General features: G+C 67.4%; 21 protein-coding genes. 12 read left to right on the forward strand and 9 right to left on the reverse strand.

Annotated features, from left to right (window positions below; translation table 11 throughout):
• Positions 1-7: 7 nt before the first annotated feature.
• Positions 8-742: a 16S rRNA (uracil(1498)-N(3))-methyltransferase gene (locus RA164_RS03565; protein WP_329743470.1), complete on the reverse strand. Its 735-nt coding sequence runs from the start codon at positions 740-742 to the stop codon at positions 8-10.
• 127 nt (positions 743-869) lie between these two features.
• A complete protein-coding gene (locus RA164_RS03570) occupies positions 870-2249 on the reverse strand; it encodes an adenosylmethionine--8-amino-7-oxononanoate transaminase (protein WP_329742605.1) in 1380 nt (459 codons plus the stop codon).
• On the opposite strand from RA164_RS03570, the gene gspN reads away from it, so the two are divergent.
• The 6 genes from gspN (at position 2163) to RA164_RS03600 (ending at position 7136) form a co-directional block, all read left to right on the forward strand.
• Positions 2163-3098: a type II secretion system protein N gene (gene gspN, locus RA164_RS03575; protein ID WP_329742606.1), complete on the forward strand. Its 936-nt coding sequence runs from the start codon at positions 2163-2165 to the stop codon at positions 3096-3098. The genes RA164_RS03570 and gspN overlap by 87 nt on opposite strands.
• The gene (locus RA164_RS03580) at positions 3098-3877 is read left to right on the forward strand and encodes an inositol monophosphatase family protein (RefSeq protein WP_329742607.1); all 780 of its coding nucleotides are present in this window, start codon (positions 3098-3100) and stop codon (positions 3875-3877) included. Before gspN ends, RA164_RS03580 begins: the two co-directional genes overlap by 1 nt.
• An 88-nt stretch (positions 3878-3965) precedes the next feature.
• Positions 3966-4526 (forward strand): ADP compounds hydrolase NudE, encoded by a 561-nt coding sequence (gene nudE / locus RA164_RS03585; protein WP_329742608.1) that lies wholly within the window; start codon positions 3966-3968, stop codon positions 4524-4526.
• Positions 4523-5344 carry a 3'(2'),5'-bisphosphate nucleotidase CysQ gene (gene cysQ / locus RA164_RS03590; protein WP_329742609.1) on the forward strand — a complete coding sequence of 274 codons (822 nt, stop codon included), beginning with the start codon at positions 4523-4525 and terminating at the stop codon, positions 5342-5344. The genes nudE and cysQ overlap by 4 nt, the downstream gene beginning before the upstream one ends.
• A 41-nt stretch (positions 5345-5385) precedes the next feature.
• A complete protein-coding gene (gene mazG, locus RA164_RS03595) occupies positions 5386-6147 on the forward strand; it encodes a nucleoside triphosphate pyrophosphohydrolase (protein WP_412731087.1) in 762 nt (253 codons plus the stop codon).
• A gap of 212 nt (positions 6148-6359) precedes the next feature.
• A complete protein-coding gene (locus tag RA164_RS03600) occupies positions 6360-7136 on the forward strand; it encodes a DUF4097 family beta strand repeat-containing protein (protein WP_329742611.1) in 777 nt (258 codons plus the stop codon).
• A gap of 12 nt (positions 7137-7148) precedes the next feature.
• Here the strand turns inward: RA164_RS03600 and RA164_RS03605 are convergent, their stop codons facing one another.
• The 3 genes from RA164_RS03605 to RA164_RS03615 form a co-directional block, all read right to left on the reverse strand.
• Positions 7149-8276: an SLC13 family permease gene (locus RA164_RS03605; RefSeq protein WP_329742612.1), complete on the reverse strand. Its 1128-nt coding sequence runs from the start codon at positions 8274-8276 to the stop codon at positions 7149-7151.
• A gap of 160 nt (positions 8277-8436) precedes the next feature.
• Positions 8437-10920 carry an ABC transporter permease gene (locus RA164_RS03610; RefSeq protein WP_329742613.1) on the reverse strand — a complete coding sequence of 828 codons (2484 nt, stop codon included), beginning with the start codon at positions 10918-10920 and terminating at the stop codon, positions 8437-8439.
• Entirely contained in the window at positions 10917-11615 is a 699-nt protein-coding gene (locus RA164_RS03615) for an ABC transporter ATP-binding protein (protein WP_329742614.1), read from the reverse strand. The genes RA164_RS03610 and RA164_RS03615 overlap by 4 nt, the downstream gene beginning before the upstream one ends.
• Here RA164_RS03615 and RA164_RS03620 point away from each other — a divergent pair.
• The 3 genes from RA164_RS03620 (at position 11614) to RA164_RS03630 (ending at position 14093) form a co-directional block, all read left to right on the forward strand.
• A complete protein-coding gene (locus RA164_RS03620) occupies positions 11614-12228 on the forward strand; it encodes an arylesterase (protein WP_329743471.1) in 615 nt (204 codons plus the stop codon). The genes RA164_RS03615 and RA164_RS03620 overlap by 2 nt on opposite strands.
• Positions 12229-12339: 111 nt before the next feature.
• On the forward strand, positions 12340-13071 hold the full coding sequence (locus RA164_RS03625) for a response regulator transcription factor (RefSeq protein WP_329742615.1): 732 nt from the start codon (positions 12340-12342) through the stop codon (positions 13069-13071).
• 20 nt (positions 13072-13091) lie between these two features.
• A complete protein-coding gene (locus tag RA164_RS03630; RefSeq protein WP_329743472.1) occupies positions 13092-14093 on the forward strand; it encodes a sensor histidine kinase in 1002 nt (333 codons plus the stop codon).
• An 80-nt stretch (positions 14094-14173) separates the two neighbouring features.
• Here RA164_RS03630 and RA164_RS03635 read toward each other — a convergent pair whose 3' ends face one another.
• Complete coding sequence (locus RA164_RS03635) at positions 14174-15529, reverse strand: 3-oxoacid CoA-transferase (RefSeq protein WP_329742616.1); 1356 nt, start codon at positions 15527-15529, stop codon at positions 14174-14176.
• Positions 15530-15723: 194 nt separating this feature from the next.
• Here RA164_RS03635 and RA164_RS03640 point away from each other — a divergent pair, with 194 nt between their 5' ends.
• Both RA164_RS03640 and RA164_RS03645 read left to right on the forward strand, forming a co-directional pair.
• Positions 15724-16059, forward strand: coding sequence for a BlaI/MecI/CopY family transcriptional regulator (locus RA164_RS03640; protein WP_412731088.1), 336 nt, complete (start codon positions 15724-15726; stop codon positions 16057-16059).
• Positions 16052-17584 (forward strand): M56 family metallopeptidase, encoded by a 1533-nt coding sequence (locus tag RA164_RS03645; protein ID WP_329742618.1) that lies wholly within the window; start codon positions 16052-16054, stop codon positions 17582-17584. Before RA164_RS03640 ends, RA164_RS03645 begins: the two co-directional genes overlap by 8 nt.
• A 26-nt stretch (positions 17585-17610) precedes the next feature.
• Here RA164_RS03645 and RA164_RS03650 read toward each other — a convergent pair whose 3' ends face one another.
• The 3 genes from RA164_RS03650 to RA164_RS03660 form a co-directional block, all read right to left on the reverse strand.
• Entirely contained in the window at positions 17611-18192 is a 582-nt protein-coding gene (locus RA164_RS03650) for a response regulator transcription factor (protein WP_329742619.1), read from the reverse strand.
• 69 nt (positions 18193-18261) lie between these two features.
• Positions 18262-19530 (reverse strand): ATP-binding protein, encoded by a 1269-nt coding sequence (locus RA164_RS03655; RefSeq protein WP_329742620.1) that lies wholly within the window; start codon positions 19528-19530, stop codon positions 18262-18264.
• Between the two features lie 57 nt (positions 19531-19587).
• Positions 19588-21138, reverse strand: coding sequence for a peptide MFS transporter (locus RA164_RS03660; protein ID WP_329742621.1), 1551 nt, complete (start codon positions 21136-21138; stop codon positions 19588-19590).
• A 225-nt stretch (positions 21139-21363) separates the two neighbouring features.
• Between RA164_RS03660 and RA164_RS03665 the strand changes: the two genes are divergently transcribed.
• Entirely contained in the window at positions 21364-21738 is a 375-nt protein-coding gene (locus RA164_RS03665; protein ID WP_329742622.1) for a diacylglycerol kinase, read from the forward strand.
• Positions 21739-21795: the final 57 nt, after the last annotated feature.

The raw sequence follows: 21795 nt of genomic DNA on the forward strand, positions 1-21795 counted from the left end.
GGCGGTCTCAGAAATCGCCGTGCAGGGCCTGCAGCGCGGCCAGTGCGGCGAGTCCGGCCGTCTCGGTGCGCAGTATCCGCGGACCGAGGCGCAACCCGGCAAAGCTGGCACTCTCAAGTGCCGTGACATCGCGTTCGCCCAGTCCGCCTTCCGGGCCGACTACCAGCAGGCCGCCAGCCTCATCGAAACTCAGGCTGCCCATGTGCCGGGTGCCATCGGGTAGCAGCGCCAGGCGTACGGCCCGTTCGCTACCCAGCGTGTCCAGCCAGGCCTGCAGCGGCTGCACCGGCGCGACCACGGGCACGCAGGCGCGGCCACTCTGCTCGCAGGCACTGGCGGCGACCGCACGCCAATGGGCCAGGCGCTTTTCGGCGCGGGCGGCGTCCAGGCGTATTTCGGAACGTTCGGTCAGCAGTGGCACGATGCGCGCCACGCCCAGTTCGGTCGCCTTCTGTACGATCAGGTCCATTTTCTCGCCGCGCGCCACGCCCTGGGCGAGCACGAGGCGCAGCGGCGACTCGTTGGCGACCGTTTGCGCATGTTCGATGCGGACGCTGACCTCACGCTTGGCGACCTCCAGGATCACCGCCTCATAGTCGTTGCCGTCACCATTGAACAGCGTCAGCGGAGCACCGGCACCCAGCCGGAGCACGCGGGCGACGTGCTCGGCGGCCTGTGGCGGCAACGGCAGCTGCTGACCGGTGGCGAGCGGCTGGTCGACGTGGATGCGGATCGTGCGCATGGTGGGTGATGGCGTCTGTCGGCTCGGCAGCATAGCGCGCCTGCTCGTCCGGCGTGCTGCCATGACGCCGGACACGGTTGCCCTGCAGCGAAAGGACCCGGTACCGACCAGGGCGGATCATGTGTTCTCAGTCGGCCAGTGCCTTGGCGATACCGGCCTTGGCCACGTCGACCAGATGGTCGATGTCCGCCTCGCTGACCACATACGGCGGCATGAAGTAGACGATGTTGCCCAGCGGGCGCAGCAGCGCTTCGTGCTGCAAGCCATGCAGGTAGACCCGCAGGCCCCGTCGTTCCCCGGCCGGGAACGGGCACCGGCTGGCCTTGTCGGCGACCAGTTCCACGGCGGCGATCATGCCAGTCTGGCGCACATCGGCCACGTTGGGGTGGTCGCGCAGCGGCTCCAGCCGGCGAGCCAGGTGCGCGGCCAGCGCGCGGTTGCGCTCAAGCACCGGTTCGTCGCGGAAGATGTCCAGGGTGGCGAGCGCGGTCGAGCAGGCCAGCGGATTGCCGGTATAGCTGTGCGAATGCAGGAACGCCTTGCCGGACGCGTATTCGGCGTAGAAGGCGTCGTAGACGCGGGTGGTGGTGAGCGTGACAGCGAGCGGCAGGGTGCCGCCGGTCAGGCCTTTCGACAGGCACATGAAATCGGGCGAGACGCCGGCCTGCTCGCAGGCGAACATGGTGCCGGTGCGACCGAAGCCCACCGCGATCTCGTCGGCGATGAAGTGCACGTCGAACTCGTCACACAGCGCACGCAGGCCGGTCAGGTAGTCGGGGTGGTACATGCGCATGCCGCCGGCGCATTGCACCAGCGGCTCCACGATCACCGCGCAGGTCTCGTGCGCGTGGCGTTCGAGCAGGGCGCGAAGGTCGCCGAGCCGGCGTGCGGCGACCTGTGCCGGCGATTCGCCCGGTTCGCCCTCGTAGGCGTCGGGCGAAGGCGTCAGGATCGGAGTGAGCAGCAGCGGTGCGTAGATCTTGCGGTACAGCGCCACGTCGCTCACCGAGAGCGCGCCCAGGGTCTCGCCGTGGTAGCTGCCGCTCAGTGCGATGAAGCGGGTTTTCTCGCCGTGCCCCTGGTTGAGCCAGTAGTGGAAGCTCATCTTCAGCGCCACTTCCACCGCGGCCGAGCCATTGTCGGCGAAGAACACCTTGTCCAGCCCGGCCGGTACGAGCTGCACCAGACGTTCGGCCAGCTGGATCGCGGGCGGATGGGTGAAGCCGGCGAAGATCACGTGTTCGAGGGTCTGCGCCTGTTCGGCCAGCGCCGCGGCAATGCGTGGATTGGCGTGGCCGAACAGGTTGGTCCACCAGGAGCTGACCCCGTCGAGATAGCGGCGTCCGTCCGCGTCGTAGAGCCAGGCGCCTTCGCCACGCACGATCGGCACCATCGGCACCCGGCCGGTGCCAGGCATGCCGTGATCGTGCATTTGGGTGCAGGGATGCCAGATGTGTTGCAGGTCCCGCTCGGCGAGGATGGTGTTGCTGTCAAGCTGCTTGTTCATCCCTCTATGATCGGTGTTGTGGCTGTTGCGCTCAAGCAAGGCCGTCGAAACAACAAGGGTCGACGATTGAAAATCCTGCGTATCTCATTGATTGCTTGCGTGCTTTTTCTGACGGCATTGGCGCTGCTGGTGTGGTTCATGCCGGCGCGGTTGGCGCTGGCCATGCTGGGGAGTCGAATGCATGGCATGCGGCTCGAGCAGGTCGACGGAACGCTCTGGCATGGACGTGCCGCGCAGCTTCGGGCGGCCGACGGCAGCGACCTGGGCCAGCTTCGCTGGACGGTATCGCGCCGCGCATTGCTGGGCGATCTGCGGGCGCATGTGGCATTCGAGCGGCCGGGGTTGACTGCAAACGGTGACATGCAGCGGATCTCTGCCGGCGTATCCGCATGGAAGGATGTGCAGATACATGCCGATGCTGCGATGCTCGACGGTCTGGGCGGACTCGATGGAAACCGCTTGCATGGACGGCTGGACGTCCATATCGTGGACGCCCGTTTGCAGGGCTTCTGGCCCATGCAGCTGGATGCGGATGCGCAGTGGCGTGACGCGGCGATGGATGACGGTACGGCACGGGTGGCGCTGGGCGGTTTTCAACTGCAGGCGCACGGGCAGGGCGGTATCGTGAAGCTCAGCTTGCGCGATGACGGACGCGGCCCGCTGCGTGCCGATGGCTCGGCGGCACTGAGTCCGTTGGCTTGGCATTACCGGCTCAAGCTGGTGCCGGGCACCGACAACGCGCCGCTGCGTGACTGGCTGGCCCGGTTCGGCCGGCTCGCGCCGGACGGTACGCTGCAGCTGCATGGCAATGGCGGTCTGACCCGATTGATGTCCCATACGGAGCAATGATGAATCCGATGCAACTGGAAGCGGCGCTGGCCGCGGCGCGCGAGGCGGCCGAGGCTGCTGCCGAGGTCATTCGCCACTACTGGAACCGTGGCGTGGCGGTGGAGATCAAGAGCGACGACACGCCGGTCACGGTGGCCGACCGCGAGGCCGAACAGGCGATCCGCAAGGTGTTGCACGCGGCTTTGCCCGATGCCGCGATCTATGGCGAGGAATTCGGTCTGGACGGTGCGCGCGACGGGCTGCTGTGGCTGGTCGACCCGCTGGATGGCACCAAGAGCTTCGTCCGCCGCACGCCGTTCTTTTCCACCCAGATCGCGCTGATGGACCGTGGCGAACTGGTGCTGGGCGTTTCCAGTGCGCCGGTCTACGGCGAGACGATGTGGGCCAGCGCCGGTGGTGGCGCGTGGCTTGGCGGCGAACGCGTACAGGTGGCGGATACCGCGGACATGGCACAGGCCTCGATATCCACCGGCAATCTGAAGACGCTTGCCGGCGATGCGCGCTGGCAGACCCTGGCGGCACTCGTGCGCGACAGCAACCGCATCCGCGGCTACGGCGATTTCTGTCACTACCACCTGTTGGCGCGCGGCTCGCTTGACCTGGTGATCGAGTCGGACGTGAACATACTCGACGTGGCCGCGCTGGCAGTCATCGTGCGCGAAGCGGGCGGTATATTCACCGACCTCGATGGTCAGGCGCTTACGCTCGACACACGCAGCGTGCTGGCCGGCACGTCGGCGATCCACGCGCAGGCGCTGCGGCGCTTTGTCGGGGCCTGAGCCAAGGAATGCCGCCGGGCAGTCTGCCGGCGGCAGCCCCGTCAGCTCGTGGCCGCGTCGCGTCCAAGAGTCGAGCTACAATCGGGACATGCCTTCCAAACCGCCGATCATCCACGCCACTCGCGATATCACCAGCAGCAGTTATCTACGCGCGGAACAGGTCGACCTCGAGTTTTCCAACGGTGAACGCAGGACCTACGAGCGCCTGCGTGCGGGTGGTCGTGGTGCCGCGTTCGTGGTGCCGATGTTGGACGCCGACACCGTGCTGCTGGTGCGCGAATACAGCGTGGGCGTGAACCGCTACGAACTGGGCGTGCCCAAGGGCAAGCTCGACGGCGACGAGACGATCGAGCAGGGCGCCAACCGTGAGCTGAAGGAAGAGGTCGGCTACGGCGCACACGATCTTCGCCTGTTGGGCACGCTGACGCTTTCGCCGGCCTACATGACCCACGTGGCGCATGTGGTGCTGGCGCAGAACCTGTATCCCGAGCGCCTGCCTGGCGACGAACCCGAGGAGCTTGAAGTGGTGCCGTGGAAGCTGTCCGAACTGCATACCCTGATCGCCCGTGACGATGTGAGCGAAGGGCGTTCGATCGCCGCGCTGTTCATGGCACGCGAATATCTCGCTGGCCGCTGGACCCTGTCGTGAGTGCGGCGCCCGATCACGACCTGCTGCTGCAGGTGGGGGCTTTGGCGCGCCGGGCGGGCGAGGCGATCCTGGCGGTCTACCGCAAGGATTTCGACGTCGAGCTGAAGGACGACCGTTCGCCGCTGACCGCGGCCGACCTGGCCGCACAGCAGGTGATCGCGGAAGGGCTGGCGACACTCGACCCCGTACTTCCGCTGATTTCCGAGGAGGCCAGCCAGTTGCCGTGGGAGCAACGCCGGCAGTGGTCGCGCTACTGGCTGGTCGATCCGTTGGACGGCACCCGCGAGTTCGTCAAGCGCAATGGCGAATTCACCGTCAACATCGCCCTGATCGACGACCACCAGACCGTGCTCGGCGTGGTGCTGGCGCCGGTCACGGGCGACCTGTTCGTCGCCTCGCGCGGGCATGGTGCATGGTGGCAGGCCAGCGAGGGGGGCGACTGGGAGCGCATCGCGACGCGCTCGCTGGCGCGGCCGCCACGCGTGGCGGGCAGCCGTTCGCACGGCGGTGCCCAGGACGACGTGCTGCAGCGCATGCTCGGCGACGATGTCGAACTGTATCCGCTGGGTTCCTCGCTCAAGTTCTGTCTGATCGCGCGCGGCGAAGCCGACGTCTACCTGCGTCGCGGCCCCACCAGCGAATGGGATACGGCAGCGGCGCAATGCGTGCTGGAAGAGGCAGGTGGCGCGGTGCTCGATCTGCACGGCCAGCCGTTCCGCTACAACCGCGGCGAGTCGCTGCTGAATCCGGAGTTCATCGCCGTGGGCGACCTGTCGCTCGACTGGCCGCGCAAGCTGCGCGAGGCCGGTCTGCCGTGAGCAGTGCCGACACGCAGGACCTGGCCGGCCTGCTGGCGATCATGGCCCGTCTGCGCGATCCCGACGGCGGTTGCCCCTGGGACCTGCAGCAGGACTTCGCCACCATCGCGCCGTATACGATCGAGGAAGCCTACGAAGTGGTCGACGCGATCGACCGCGAAGACTGGCACGAACTCCGCGACGAGCTTGGCGACCTGCTGCTGCAGGTGGTGTTCCATGCCCAGATGGCGAACGAAAAGGGGCTGTTCGACTTTGCCGACGTGGCCCGGGCGATCAGCGACAAGATGATTCGTCGTCATCCGCATGTGTTCGCCGATGCCAGCTACGACGACGTCGATGAGCAGACCCGTGCCTGGGAAGCGATCAAGGCGGACGAACGCGCCGCCAAGGGCGCGCCGGCGGACGCCAGCGCCCTGGCCGGGGTTTCCCGCGGTCTGCCGGAATGGAAACGGGCGCTGAAGCTGCAGCAGCGTGCGGCCACGGTCGGGTTCGACTGGCCGGAACATGGCCCGGTGCTCGACAAGCTCGAGGAGGAAGTCGGCGAAGTGCGCGTGGAGTTCGAGCAGGGTGCCGATCCGGAGCGCCTGGAGGACGAGATCGGCGACGTGCTGTTCGTCATGGTGAACCTGGCGCGTCACGCCAAGGTGGATTTCTCGCGTGCACTGCGCCACGCCAACGCCAAGTTCGAACGCCGCTTCCGCCGCATGGAAGCGCTGGCGCAGGCCGACGGCGCCAGCCTGGCGCAACACGACCTGCCCGCGCAGGAGGCGCTCTGGCAACGCGCCAAGGCGGACGAGCGCTGAAAAGAAAAGACGCGGGTGCCAACGGCAGCCCGCGTCCGGGGTGACGCCACGGGCAAGCGTGGCGCAGCTGATGCCGACGGTGCCTGTCGGCGTCCATCGTCAAACGGCCCGTGCATCATGCGGTTGACGTCAGTTTCATGCAAGCGTGCAACCTTTTCGCGCGGGCCCGCATCCTAGGGGCCTTATTCCCTGCCATTGATACGGAGGAACCCATGCGCCGGATGCTTGTTCTCGCCCTGTTGCTGCTGCCGCTGACGGCGTTGGCCGCAAGTCCATGCACATACTCGTCCCCGCGCACGCTCAAGCTCGATCTCGCCGGCATCCACGGCGTGCGGGTCGATGTCGGTAGCCAGAATGTGCACGTGCACGGTAGTGGCAATGTCACCGGGCTTCAGCTGGACGGTCGTGCCTGCGCTTCCGACAAGGCCTCGCTGGACAAGCTGCGGGTGACGTCACGGCGCGACGGCGACCAGTTGATCATCGAGGTCGGCCAGCGGTCGGGCTGGTTCAACATGAGCCTGTTCGGCAGCAGCTACGCCTACCTGGACGTGAACCTGCAATTGCCGGCCAGCATGCCGGTCACGCTGGAGGTGGGCTCCGGTGACGCGGACGCTACTGGCCTGCAGCAGCTGGTCGGCCATGTCGGTTCGGGTGACCTGCATGTGCATGATCTCGCCGGAACCCTGACCGCCAGCGTGGGTTCGGGCGATATCGTGGCCGACCACATTGGTGGCCTCGACATGCACGCGGTGGGTTCGGGCGACGTCAAGGTCCGCGATGTGCGTGGTGAAGCGAGCGTCGGCAGCCTCGGTTCCGGCGACGTGAAGCTGGAGGAAATCGGTGGCAGCGTGCATGTCGGCTCGCTGGGCTCCGGCGACCTGACCGTGCGCGACGTGCAGGGCGACCTGAGCCTGGATACCCGAGGCAGCGGTGACGTCGACTACAGCGGCATCAAGGGCAAGACCAGCGTACCGCGCGGCGACGACTGACCGCGTCCGGATTCACCCCAGCCAGCGCATCGCCAGGTACACCAGCGGTGCGCTGGCCAGCAGGAACGGCAGCGAGATGCGATGCAGCATGCGCCAGTCGCGTGCGCGGCCGGCCAGACGCATTGCGATCAGGTTGGCCAGCGAGCCGATCGCCACGCCGAAGCCGCCCACGTTCACCGCCACCGCCAGCAGCAGCGTGTCGTGCGTGCGGTTCAGCAGCAGCACGGTGGCCGGCACGTTGCTGATCAGCTGCGACGCGGCAATGCCGCCAAGGTAGAGCGTCAGCGGGTGATCCAGATCGAGGTGACCCAGCAGACGGCTGACCAGCGGCAACTCGGTGAAGTGACCCAGGGCAAGGAAGATCGCCGCGAAGGTGACCAGCAACAGCCAGTCCAGGCGACGCAGGCTGGGCCGCGCGAACAGCAGGAACAGGGCCAGCAATGCGCCGGCGCCCAGTCCGGGGTGGCCGTATTCCATCGCCAGCACCATGCATGCCAGTGCCAGGATCGACATGCGACCCAGGCGATGCGAGACCGGCCGCTCATCGAGACGCTCAGGACTAAGTTCGACACCGTGCCGGGGCAGCCAGGTCAGCGTCAGCGTGGCGAGCAGCGCGAACATCACCACGAAGGCCGGCAGCATGGCGGCCACGAAGCGCAGGAACGGCACATGCGCGTGCTGCCACAGCAACAGGTTCTGCGGATTGCCGATCGGGCTCAGTGTGCTGCCGGTGTTCACCGCCAATGCTTCCAGCACCACCATACGCCCGGTCGGCAGGTTCGACAGGTCGCCGATCACCAGGGTCAGCGGCACCAGCAGGAACAGGCTCACGTCATTGGTCAGCACCATCGACAGCGCGGCCGTCACCGTCACCAGCAGCAGTCCGAGGCCACGCAGCGTGCGCGCACGGACCAGCAGCCGGGTCGCCGCATGCTGCACCAGCCCGCTGTCGCGGATACCCTGGATCGCGATCATCAGGCCGAGCAGACCCGCCAGGGTCGGCAGTTGCAGCCAGCGGCCGTAGCGGGCCAACGGCACCGGATCGACCAGCGCCAGCAGCAGCGCCACGGTCGCGAACAGGGTCAGCAGCCATTCGTCGCCCAGCCGACGCAGCCAGGCAGGTGTGAGCGGATTCGTCACGCGTCAAACCTTTCCGGGCCATGCCCATCCGCGTGAATCCCGGCCGGGTTACGTGCCAGGGGCGGATGGCACGGGCACGAGCTGGGTCGCGGCGCGTTCCCGGTCATCGATGGCTCCTGGCGCAGGGCGTGGTTGCGAAGGCGGCCAGTCTGTCGTCTCGTCAGGCGTCCCGCAACAGCTGCATCGGCGAAGTGCGGGTGACGCGCCGGGTACCGGCCAGGCCGAGCAGCATCACCACGACGGCGGCGATCAACGCGTCGCCGGCCAGTGGCCAGAGCGGAGGCACGAAGTGCTGGATATGGAACACCATGCGTCCCATCCACAGGCCGGCGCCGGCCGCGCCGATCGCCGCGGTGAGTCCGGCGATCAGGCCGAGCAGGGCGAATTCGCAGGCGGCGGCGACGCGCAACTGTGCACTGCGTGCGCCCAGGGTGCGCAGCAATGCGGCTTCGTGGCGGCGCTCGGCGGCACTGGCAGCGAGTGCCGCGGCCAGCACCAGCGCACCGGCGAGCAGGCTGAAAGCAAGTACCCATCGCACCGCATCGCTCACCCGGTCGACGATCTGGTGGATGCGATCGAGCAGGTCGTCGACATCGACCAGACTGAGGTTGGGGTAGCTGCGCGACAGCTCGGCCATCTGCCGCGCATGTCCGTGGGACAGGTGGAAGCTGGCCAGCCAGGTATGCGGCAGCACGGCCGCGTGTGCCGGATCGAGCAGCAGGAAGAAGTTGACGCGGAACGAGCGCCAGTCGACCTGGCGAAAGCTGGTGACCTTCGCGTCGAGCGTGCCTTCGCCGACGTCGAAGCGCAGCGTGTCGCCCAGTTTCAGACCGAACATGTCGCGCCACATGGTGTCGGCCGAGACTTCGGCCTGTGCCGGATGGGGCGGAAACCAGCGGCCGGCGATGACCCGGTTGGCCGGTGGCAGGTGCCCTGCCCAGGACAGGCGAAGCTGGCGGTCGGCCCAGTGTTTTGCGCGCGGGTCGGTGAACGAGAGCTGGTCGACCGGCTTGCCGTCGATGGCGACCAGTTTGCCGACCGCCAACGGCATCATGTTGAGCTGGTCGGCGCCGAGCGTTTTCAGCGTCTGTGCGAAATCGTCGCGCTGGCCGGTCTGCAGATTCAGCACGAACCAGTTCGGGGTGTCAGCCGGCAGCTCGCTGCGCCAGCCCTGCAGCAGCGCAGGCGCCACCACCGCCAGGACCAGTAGGGCGGTGAGGCCCAGGCTGAGTGACGTAGCCTGGATCACGCTGAGTCCGCGTCGTCGCGCCAGCGCGGCCAACCCCAGACGCAGTGCCGGGTGCGCGCCCGGCGCGACCCGTCGGGCCAGCCACAGCAACAGCCAGGCCAGCAGGGCGGCGGCGGTCGCCACCCCGGCCAGGCTGGCGGCGAGAATGCCGGCCAGCCGGGCCGAGCCGCTCTGGCTCCAGATCAACGCCAGCGCCACCAGCACCGGGACCAGGTATATCGCGTCGAAGCGGCGCACGCGGCGGGCGATGCTGTCGCGGAACACGGCGACCGGCGCCACCTCGGCCAGCCGTGCCAGCGGCGGCGATGCGAAGCCGACCAGCACGGCCAGGCCGATGCCGCTGGCCGCCAGCGCGGGCCATAGCGGCAACGGCGTCGGGATACCGGCCAGCAGACTGCCGGCGAAATGCCAGGCCAGTCCGGACAGGCCCAGTGCCAGCAAGGCGCCCAGCAGGGTGGCGGGCAGCGCCAGCGCAGTCAGGGTTCCGGCAAGCAGACCCAGCACGCGGCGGCGTGGCGTGCCGAGTGCGCGCAGCAGGGCGACCTCGCCGGTCTTGCGGCGGGCATAGCGCTGCGCGGCCAGGGCGATGGCCACCCCGGCCAGCAGCGCGGACAGCAAGGCGGTGAGGCGCAGGAAGGCGCTGGCGCGATCGAACGCGCTGCGCATGCGTTCCTGGGTCTGCTCCGGCGTGACCAGTTCCGCGCCCTGTGGTTTCGGCGCGGACTGCGCCCAGGTCCGCCACGCATGTACTGCGTCCGGCGTGCCCGCCAGCAGCAGCCGGTGCCGGGCACGGCTGCCGATGCCGAGCAGTCCGGCCTTTTCGGCATCGGCCAGGTTCATCACCGCGCGCGGTGCCAGCGTCACCAGCTGGCCGCCATCCGGTTCGCGCACCAGTTCGGCGGCGATGCGCAGGTTCTGGCCACCCAGTTGCAGCATGTCGCCCACTTTCAGTTGCAGGGCGACCAGCGCGCGATGATCGAGGTAGACCGTGCCGGACGTCGGGCCGTGCCCGCTGCGCGTGTGTCCCTGTACGTCGTCAAGGGTCAGGCTGCCACGCAGGGGATAGGCCATGTCGGTGGCCAGCACGTCCAGCAACTGGCTGCGGCGGCCGGCGAAGGCCACGCTGGGGAAGCTGGCGCTGCAATTGATGGCCAGCCCCAGTCGACGAGCCCGGGCCGGGAACGGTGCCGGCAGCGCCACCGGCGCGGAGATGCCCACGTCGCCGCCGATCAGTTGCGATGCACTGGCGAGCACGCTGTCTTCCACCCGCGTGGACAGGGTGGCGACCACGCCCAGCGCGGCCACGGCCAGGACCAGCGAGCCGGCCAGCGTGCGCAGTTCGGGCAGGTGCCATTCGCGCCGCAGCATGCGCAGCGACAGGCGCAGCAGGTTCATGCAATCGCTCCCTGCGGCGACACCAGCCGGCCTTCCTCCAGTTCCACCCGGCGGCTACAGCGTGTGGCGAGCTGGTTGTCGTGGGTTACCAGTACCAGGGTCGTGCGATGGTCGCGGTTCAGGGCGAACAGCAGGTCGATGATGTGGTGGCCGGTGCGCTGGTCGAGATTGCCGGTGGGTTCGTCGGCGAACAGCACGCGCGGAGCATGGACGAAGGCCCGTGCGATCGCCACGCGCTGTTGCTCGCCACCCGACAGCTGCGCCGGGTAGTGCCGGCGTCGCGCGCCCAGCCCGACCGATTCCAGCGCCTCGCGCGCACGCTTGCGCGCCTGCGCGTCGCCTTCCAGCTCCAGCGGCAGCATGACATTCTCTTCGGCACTGAGCGCGGGCAGCAGGTGGAAGGACTGGAACACGAAGCCGACCAAGCGTCGGCGCAGGTCGGCCCGGGCTTCTTCGCCCATGCTTTCCAGCGGGTGGCCGTCAAGACGGATGCTGCCGCCGCTGGGGGTATCCAGTCCGGCCAGCAGGCCGAGCAGGGTGGTCTTGCCCGAACCGGACGCGCCGACGATGGCGAAGCTTTCGCCGTGGGCAACCTGCAGCGTCACGCCGTCGAGGATCTCCAGCCGGCCTTCGGGGCCCTGCACCGACTTGCTAACATCGCGCACTTCGAGGAGAAACTGGGGCGTGTCGCTCATGCGTCGTTTCCTGTGGTTGATCGTGCTGGGGATGGTGGCGAGTTTCGCGGTGCAGTCGGCGCCGACGAAAACGGTATTGGTGCTGGGCGATTCGCTTTCCGCCGCGCACAACATCGCGACCGACCAGGGCTGGGTCCATCTGCTGGCGGTCCGTCTACGCAACATGCGGCCAGCATGGTCGGTGGTCAATGCCAGCATCAGTGGCGAGACCTCGCTGAGTGGTCGCAACCGCCTGCCGGCACTGCTGGCGACCTACCGGCCGGGGCTGGTGGTGATCGAACTGGGTGCCAACGATGGCCTGCAGGGACTTTCGCTGGATGACCTGCGCGACAACCTGGCCGCGATGATCGATGCCGCGCAGGCCACGAAAGCCAGGGTCCTGCTGCTGGGGATCGAGCTGCCGATGAACTACGGGCCACGTTATCGCGATGGTTTGCGCGCGGTCTACGCCGGGCTGGCCCGCCAGAAGCATGTGGCGCTGGTGCCCTTCCTGCTGCAGGGCGTGGCACTCGACCCCGCACTGATGCAGGACGACGGCCTGCATCCCCGCGCCGCGGGCGAGCCGCTGGTACTGCACAACGTGTGGCAGGCCCTGCGCCCCTTGCTGCAGTGACGCGGGTCCGCGGTATGTCATCCGACTGAATGGGCAGGTGCCGGCTTCACGCGGCACTAACGCCTCTCCACGCAGTCTTTCACATATGTGAAAGTGCAATCGGAGGCACCCATGGGTACACGCGAAGAGCATGCCGGGCTGATCCTGCTGGTCGAGGACAATCGACAGATCGCCGAGATGGTGGGCGAGTTCCTCGAACATCGTGGCTATTCGGTGGATTACGCGGCCGACGGTGTAAGCGGCCTGCATCTGGCGGTATCCAACAGCTACGACGTAGTGGTGCTGGACCTGATGCTGCCGGGCATGGACGGGCTGGATGTCTGCCGCAAGCTGCGCAGTGACGCGAAGAAATCCACGCCGGTGCTGATGCTTACTGCGCGCGACACGCTGGAAGACAAGCTGATCGGCCTGGAAGCCGGCGCCGACGATTACCTGGTGAAGCCCTTCGAGGTGCGCGAACTGGAAGCGCGGCTGCGCGCATTGATCCGTCGCGATCGCCGCCAGGTGTCCACCGAAGTACTCACCGTCGGCGACATGACGCTGGATACCGCCACGCTGCGGCTGACCCGGGCCGGGCTGGACCTGACCGTCTCGCCGATCGGGCTGAAGCTGCTGGCGATCCTGATGCGCGAGTCGCCGCGGGTGGTCAGCCGGCGCGACATCGAACGCGAGATCTGGGGTGACACGCTGCCCGATTCCGACACGCTGCGCTCGCATCTCTACAACCTGCGCCGGGTGATCGACAAGCCGTTCGAGCGTCCGCTGCTGCATACGATTCACTCGGCCGGCTACCGTCTGGCCGACCTCAATGCCGAGGTGGCATCGGCCACGCAGTCCGCCTAGCGGCGGGCTGTGTGTCGACCATGATGGATACCGGCCTGCCGCCTTCCGCCGCGCTGCGGCGCGGTGCGATCCAGCACCGCCTGGCGCTTGTCTTCGGCCTGCAGCTGGCGGCGTTGCTGATCGCCTGTCTGATGGGCCTCTATCGCGTGGTGCCGCCGACCGCGGCGCTGGCTGCGGTCGCGGCGATCAGTGTGCTGGCATGGCTGGCGGCACGACGCTACTGGACGCCGGTGACCCGGCTGTCGCAGGTGATCGGCAACTGGAACGAGCAGCATCCCGATCTGGAGGCACTGCAGCCGGAACGGCTACCGCGCCATGCCGACGCGGATGCGCGGGCACTGGCGCGGGGCCTGCATGCGTTTGCCTGCCGCATCGTCGCCTACAACCAGCGCGAACGGGACTTCACGCGCGACGCCAGCCACGAACTGCGTACCCCGCTCACCGTCATCAAGATGTCGACCGACATGCTGATGGACGAAGCACGGCTGGGCGACAGCGGTACTCGTTCACTGTGGCGTATCCGCCGCGCCACCCGTGAGCTGGAGTCGGTGGTGGAGGCGCTGCTGATCCTGGCTCGCGAATCGGACAACGGCCAGGGCGAGCACGATTTCGTCGTCAACGACGTGCTGCGTCGTGCGCTGGACGATGCCCGCGAAGGCCTGCACGGGCAGCGCGTGACCCTGCAACTGGACGAGCAGTCGCACTTCATCCTGCACGGCTCGCCGGAGGCATTCGCGGTGCTCTGCGGGCAGCTTATGCGGCATGCCAGCCAGCATGCGAGGGGCGAGGGTCGGGTGGTGGTGACGGTGCTGGCGGATGCGGTCGCGTTCTACAGTGGCGCGACCGCAGACCCTGCGTCGGTCGTACGCGTCCCGCGCGGTTTCGAGCTGGCGGTCGCCCAGCGCATCAGCGAGCGTTTCGGATGGCCGCTGGAATGGGTGGGCGATGCCGACGCGCCGCACACCGTGCGCGTGCGGTTTCCCGGCGCGCAGGCGGTGCCGTTCGAGCCCTTGTTCGATTGAGCCCTTGTCCGAGGGAGCCGTAACGCGACACGCCCGCCGGGATGGCGGGCGTGTCGGTCATGCTGCGGTAGCAGCGGATCTCAGGCCAGCGCCGGGCTCACCGCGAACGCGCAGCCGGTCTTGGCCTTCACCTCGTCCAGGGTCACGCCGTCGTTGAGCTCGATCAGGGTCAGGCCGCTGCCCTTGGCCACCTCGAACACGCACAGGTCGGTGATGATCAGGTCCACCACCTGCTTGCCGGTGAGCGGCAGGTCGCACTGGTCCTTGATCTTCGGCGAGCCGTCCTTCGCGGTGTGCTCCATCAGCACCACCACGCGCTTCACGCCGCTGACCAGGTCCATCGCGCCGCCGGGGCCCTTGACCATCTTGCCCGGCACCATCCAGTTGGCCAGGTCGCCGGTGCACGAGACTTCCAGGCCGCCCAGGATCGACAGGTCGATGTGGCCGCCGCGGATCATCGCGAACGACTCGGCGCTGGAGAAGAAGCTGGAGCCGGGCAGGGTGGTGATGGTCTGCTTGCCGGCGTTGATCAGGTCGGGGTCGACCTTGTCGTCGGTGGGGAACGGGCCGATGCCGAGCAGGCCGTTTTCCGACTGCAGGGTCACGTCCATGCCGGCGGGGATGAAGTTCGCCACCAGGGTCGGAATACCGATGCCGAGATTCACGTAGAAGCCGTCGCGCAGTTCCTTTGCCGCACGCTGCGCCATCGCGGTGCGGGTCGGGTTTTCCTTGCCGGTGTTGGCGCCGGCGACGGTGCGGAACTCGATGCGCTTCTCGTACGTCGCGCCCTGGATGATGCGGTCGACATAGATGCCGGGCACGTGGACCTGGTCGGGATCGAGCTCGCCCACCTCGACCAGTTCCTCGACTTCGGCCACGCAGACCTTGCCGCAGGTGGCGATCATCGGGTTGAAGTTGCGTGCGGTCTTGCGGAACACCAGATTGCCCAGGCGGTCGCCCTTCCAGGCCTTCACGATCGAGATGTCGGCGTGGATCGCTTCCTCCAGCACGTATTCCTTGCCGTCGAAGAGCTTGGTTTCCTTGCCCTCGGCCAGCTTGGTGCCGAAGGCCGTGCGGGTGTAGAAGCCGGGGATGCCGGCACCGCCGGCGCGCAGCTTCTCGGCCAGCGTGCCCTGCGGTACCAGATGCAGTTCCAGTTCGCCGGCCAGCACCTGGCGCTCGAACTCCTTGTTCTCGCCCACGTAGGACGCGTACACGCGCTTCACCTGGCGGGTCTTCAGCAGCGGGCCCATGCCGAAGTCGTCCACGCCGGCATTGTTGCCGACGATGGTCAGTCCCTTGGTGCCGGCGTCGAGCAGGGCACCGATCAGGTTCTCGGGAATGCCGCACAGGCCGAAGCCGCCGGCGGCAATGGTCATGTCGTCGAAAAGCAGGCCGTCGAGCGCCTGGGCGGCGTTGGGGAACACTTTGTCCATCGCAGTGCCTTCTTTCTGCTGGGGAACCAGCCTTAAAGGATACGACGGATGGGGGTGTGGCTGCCGTGGACGCAGGCCTGGAGCGGGCCTATCCGGCACGCGGCCTTGCATCTGGCGATTACACGTGTAAACATAAATCGTCGATTACACGTGTAAACGGAGTGAGCGTGATCAGCGAAGCCGAGTCGGTAGTGATGGAGGTGCTTTGGCGCAGCTCGCCGCGCAGTGCCGAGGAGATTCTGGCCGAGGTCGGCCATTCGCAGCACTGGCAGGAGGGCACGGTGAAATCCCTGCTCAATCGCCTGCTCAAGAAGAAGGCGGTGAAGGCCGAACGCGACGGTCGCCGTTATCTCTACGCACCCCTGCTCACTCGCGAGAAATACGTGTCGCAGGAAAGCAGGGGACTGCTCGACCGGCTGTTCGACGGCCGCGTGGCGCCGCTGGTGGCGCATTTCTCGGAACAGCGCAAGCTGTCGAAGAAAGACATTGCCGAGCTGCGCCGACTGCTGCAGGAGCTGGACGATGAATAGTCTGGACTGGAGTGACGCCGGTCTGGCCGTGCGCGCATGGCTGCTGCTGCTGGCCTTCACCGCCGGCGTGCTGCTGGTGCTGGCGCTGCGCAGGCCCGCGCGCCGGATTTTCGGTGCGGAATGTGCCTTCCTGCTATGGCTGCTGCCGCTGGTGGCGATGCTTGCCAGCCAGTGGCCCCATGCCGCATCACGCTCAGGACTGCCCACGCTGGTCTACGCAATCACCACGGCCGGCGGTGCGCTGGCGTCGCGGCATGACAGCACTGACGCGCTCGTCCAGGGCATCGGCTGGCTGGGCATCTGGCTGGCTGGTGCCGCGCTGGTCGCCGCACTGATGGTGTCTGCGCAGTGGCGCTATCGACGGCGGCTGGCCGATGCCGAGTGCCTGACCGACACGGGCCTGCGCTGGCCGGTCTGGCGCGCGACGCACGACGACCTGGGGCCTGCGCTGATCGGTGCGTGGCGTGCCTGCATCGTGTTGCCGGCCGATTTCGAAACGCGCTACGACCCGGTCGAGCAGACCCTGATCCTGGCCCACGAAACGGCGCATGCCCGGCGCGGCGACGGCTGGTGGGCACTGTTCGCGCAGGTCGTCACGGCGACGTTCTGGTTCCACCCGCTGGCCTGGCTGGCGCTTGCCACGCTGCGTCGCGACCAGGAACTGGCCTGTGATGCGCATGTGCTGCGCACGCACGGCAGTCAGCGGCGGCGCTATGCCAATGCCATGTTGAAAACCCAGGCGGTAGCACCGGTCTTGCCGGTGGGCTGCACCTGGTCACCCCGACATCCACTTTCAGAGCGTATCGCCATGTTGAAACAAGCATCTGTCAGCCGGTCGCGTCGCCGCGTCGGGATCGGCATCGGGTCCATGCTTGCTGTCGCACTCGCCTGCTCGATCCATGCCACCAGCGCGCCGCTGCGTACGCCTGCATCCGGTGCGGCGATGGCGCAGGAATATCAGCTTGATCTGCGCATCGAGCTGACCAACAGCCAGGACCATCGGCAGCATGTCGATCGCTCCACGCTGGCGCTGTGCACCAGGGCCGGGCAGCCGGCTTCCGTTCGCGAAAGCGCTTACGGCGGGCGGATTACCGTCACGCCATACCCGGTCGGTGCAACGCGCATCGACCTCATGCTGGTCATGACCGGGAAGGCGTCGGGCGCCAGTACGACACGAACGTTGCAGGCAAGCCTGGGCAAGACGCTGCATGTGGCGGGCAAGAGCAGCGACGGACAGTACGCGTACCAGTTGGCGATGACGCCACTGGCCGGATGCCCCGCGCGTGCGCAGGCTGGCGTGCGTCGCGTCGACCTGCGCCTGAAGAACGTCCCGGCGCGGACAGCCGCCGAGGAACTGGCGCGCAAGGCGGACCTGGTGCTGGTCAATCCCGGGGCGCTGACCACGGCACCGGTCAGCTTCAACTTCGCCGACATGCCGGGCGATCGCGCCATGCATCTGATCGCCCGCGTGGCCGGCATGAAGGCGGTGATCGACGGGCGACAGGTGCGCTTCGTGCAGCCATAGTCGATAGGAAGGGTTTGCCGGCGGCGTTAGTTCTGGCCGTCGGGCCGCTCGCGTACCGGGTGCTTGCTGAGCTTGCGTTGCAGGGTGCGACGGTGCATGCCCAGACGGCGCGCAGTTTCGGAGATGTTGCCGTCGCACTCGGTCAACACGCGCTGGATGTGTTCCCACTCCAGCCGGCGCAGAGCCAGTGGGGCTTCGGGCGCATCGGGCAAGTCGTCGTCGGCCGGGGCCGGGCCGTCGCCGTCGAGCAGGGCGCGTACCACCGCATCGGCGTCGACCGGCTTGGCCAGATAGTCGTGCGCGCCACGCTTGATCGCCTCGACCGCGGTGGCGATGGAGGCGTAGCCGGTCAGCAGCAGGATACGCATGTCTGGAACCATCGCGTGCAGCTCGGGAATCAGGCGTAGTCCGTTCTCCTCGCCCAGCTTGAGGTCGAGCACGCAGTAGCGCGGTTGATGCCGGCGGGCCAGCAGGCGAGCCTCTTCGATGCCGCTGGCAGCGATCACTTCGAAGCCGCGCGAACTCAGCGCGCGGGACAGCACACGGGCGAAGGTGGCGTCGTCGTCGACGATCAGCAGCGGGAGCGGGGACGAGGTGGTGTCGGTCATCGGAACGGATTCACGGCGGCAATACCTGCCATTTTGCCGGATGCCGCGCATAGATGCCCGTCGGCATGCTCAGCGGCCGGCCACCGTGGCCAGCGGCAGGCGCAGGCACATCTCGGCGCCATGGTCGGTGTTGCTGGCGGTCAGTTCGCCGTCGAGGCGCTCCGCGGTGGCCTCGGTCAGGGCCAGGCCGAGGCCCAGCCCGGCCTGTTTGCCGGTCCGGCCCAGCACCGCCGGGGCGCCGGTCGGCGTGAAGCCGGGGCCGTGGTCGCGCACACGGAATTCCAGCCAGCCTTCACTCCGCCCGACCCGCAACTGCACGGCATGCGAGTCGCACATCGCCGAGGCATCGGCGGCGTTGTTGAGCAGGTTCAGCAGCGCATGGCGCAGGCCGGGAGGCGTGCGCAGGGCGATATCGTCTAGGCCGTGATCGACCTGCAGCTCCAGCTCGGCTTCCGGTCGCAGCAACTGGAAGCGTTCCACGCAGCCGTGCAGGAACGCCGCCAGGGTGGCGCGCTCCGGCTCGTGCGACAGCTGTGCCTGGCCGAACGCCACCATCTCGCGGAGGATGCCGCGGCAGCGTTCTACCTGGTCCTGCAGCAGGGCCAGGTCCTCGCCCAGTGGGCCGTCGCCGGGATGTTCGCGGCGCATTTCCGGCAGCAGGGTGAGCATGGTCGACAGCGGCGTGTTCATTTCGTGGGCCGCGCCGGCGGCCTGGGTGGCGATCGCCAGGATGCCCTCATCGCGCAGTCCGCGTTCGCGTACCCGCTGCACCTCCAGTTGTTGCAGCCGCAGTGCGCGGGCCAGCCGGTAGATGAAGAACCCCAGCAGCAACGCGGTCACCACGAAGTTCACCGCCATGCCGCCGACATGCAGGGTGAAGCCCTCGGCGTAGGTCGGTATCGGCAGCCGCACGTACCAGCGCAGCAGGAACAGGTAGGCCAGACCGGCAAGTATGGCGACCGACAGGATCGCACGCACCGACAGGGCGGCGGCGGAGAGCGCGATCGGCACCAGCAGCAGGGTAATGAACGGATTGCTGGCGCCGCCGGTGAAGTAGAGCAGGTAGCTGAGGACCAGCGTGTCGACCGCGATATGGCCGATGGTTTCCCACTCGCGCAGCGGCCAGGGCTGGTGCAGCCGCCATGCGGCGAACACCGCGAATACCGCCAGCAGATCGATGCCGGTCAGCAGGGGTAGCACTGGAATGTCCAGGTGCATGACCCAGGCGCAGACCAGTACCGCGCCGCTCTGCCCGACGATGGCGCACAGCCGCAACCAGGTCAGCGAGTGGGTGAGCGCCAGCGGGCCGAAGCGTTGGGGGTGGTTGCGTTGTGGCATGCCACCCATTCTGCCGCGTTGCGCCCGCCGCGTGTTGCGGCGGGCGCGAGACGCCGATCAGGGCGTGTTGAATTCCTCGCTGCGCACGGCGGGCAGCGGGTCGTGGTTGGTGGCCACATCGGAATGGCTGGCCGACAGGCGGTTCATCAGCGGCAGCATGGCGATGGCGATGACCGTGCAGGCCAGACCGCCGAAGCCCAGCATGTTGAACAGGTGGGTGTACACCGGCAGTGATTCCACCGGGTTGTCCAGTCCCTTCGGAATGTGGGCGAAATTGGCCACCACACTGCCCAGATACTGCGAGATGCCGGACGCCACGAAGTACGCGCCCATCATGAAGCCACCCATGCGCTCGGGCACGTAGCGGGCGATCATCGCCAGGCCCAGGCCCGACACCAGCAGTTCGCCCAGCGAGTACAGGCCGTAGCCCCAGACCATGATCCACGACGACACCTGGCCGTTCACCGCGAAGCGGGCGCCCACGCCGTACATGAAGTAACCGGCCGCCACCGCGGCGAAGCCCCAGGCGAACTTGGCGGCCACCGACGGGTCCTTGCCGAGCCGGCCCAGCGAGTTGTAGATGAAGACCAGCACCGGGCTCAGCAGCACGATCCAGATCGCGTTCAGCGACTGGAACTGTTCCGGGATCCAGGTGAACAGGTGCCAGCCGAACAGGCTGAAGTCGAGGTCGACGTTCTTCTGCGCGAACAGGTTCAGCGACGTCGACATCTGCTGGTAGAAGATGAAGAAGAAGATGGTCTGCACCACCAGCACCAGTGCCGCGGTCAGGCCGGCGCGCTCGCTTGGATGACTACTGCGGATCAGGTGAGCAAAGATGCCCAGCACGACGATGCCGGCGGCGTAGACGCAGATGCGTGCCACCAGCTCGTTCTGCAGGATGAAGGCTGACACGAACACCAGCACCAGGCCGCTGCCCAGTACGCCGGCAAGGCGCTTCAGGTTCACCCGCTCGTTGTCCGCCGGCGAGCCGATGTGCGCCAGCGTGCGGCTCATCAGGCTGTAGTTGACAAGACCCAGCAGCAGGCCCACCGCGCAGGTGCCGAAGGCGGTATGCCAGCCCCAGACATCGCCGTAGCGCTGGGCCACGTAGTCGCGGATCCACGGCGTCAGCAGCATCGAGATGGTCGAGCCGATGTTCACCGCCATGTAGTAGATGGTGAATGCACTATCGATCTTGGTGTCGTCACCCTCGTAGATCTTGCGTACCAGGTTGCCGGCGTTGGGCTTGAAGAAGCCGTTGCCGACGATGATCACGCCCAGCGAGATGTACAGGAAGGTAGCGTTGTCGGTGGGGATCCACAGCAGCGCGTAACCCAGCATGAGCACGATCGCGCCCATGCCCATGGTGCGGCGTGTGCCGATCAGCTTGTCGCCGACCCAGCCACCGATCGCCGGCGTCACGTAGATCAGCGCCGCGGCCGCACCCCACACCAGGTTGGCGCGCGTGTCGACGAAGCCGAGCTTCTTCATCATGTAGGTGACCATCAGCACCTGCATGCCGTAGAAGCCGAAGCGCTCCCACATTTCGATCAGGAAGACGGTACTGAACGACCGGGTCTGGGAGACGGGTGGGTTCTGGGTTGCCATTCATCGATTCCGTGCACGAGTCAAACAACGGCCGCACGAGGCGGCCGGCGAATGTGGCCCTGAACGGCGCCACAACCCTCGAAGCGTACCCTAATCCATGTTAGTGGTTTCGCTGCGCTGCGACATGATGGCCGCATCGGTGCGCGCCGCTGGCCTGCGACGGCCTTGTGGCATCATGCGCAGCCTGTGTCCTCCACCGCTGGAGGCAGATGGAGAGCCCCTGTCATGCCCGGTAGCGGATTTCGCGGCAACCCGCGCCAGCTATGGAACGCTTTCCGCTGGTCGGTCAAGGGTTTGCATGCCGGCTGGCGGCATGAGGCTTCGTTTCGACTGGAGCTGGGTCTGGCGCTGGTGATGGTGCCGGCGGGTCTCTGGCTGGGCGATGGCGCGCTGGAACGGCTTGCGCTGGTCGCGCCGATTTTCCTGGTGCTGGCGGCCGAACTGTTGAACTCGGCGGTCGAAGCCGTGGTCGACCTGGTCAGCCCCGGCTTCCAGGACCTTGCCGGACGCGCCAAGGACATGGGCTCGGCCGCGGTGTTCCTGCTGATGGTGCTGACCGTACTCAGCTGGACCCTGGTGCTGGTCCCCCGCTTTCTTTGAAACCGACTGGCGCATTGCGTTGTCACGGTGCGGGTGATGCAATGGCCCCGTCAACGA

This window comes from Dyella sp. A6 (assembly GCF_036320485.1).
Lineage (GTDB): Bacteria > Pseudomonadota > Gammaproteobacteria > Xanthomonadales > Rhodanobacteraceae > Rhodanobacter_A > Rhodanobacter_A aluminiiresistens.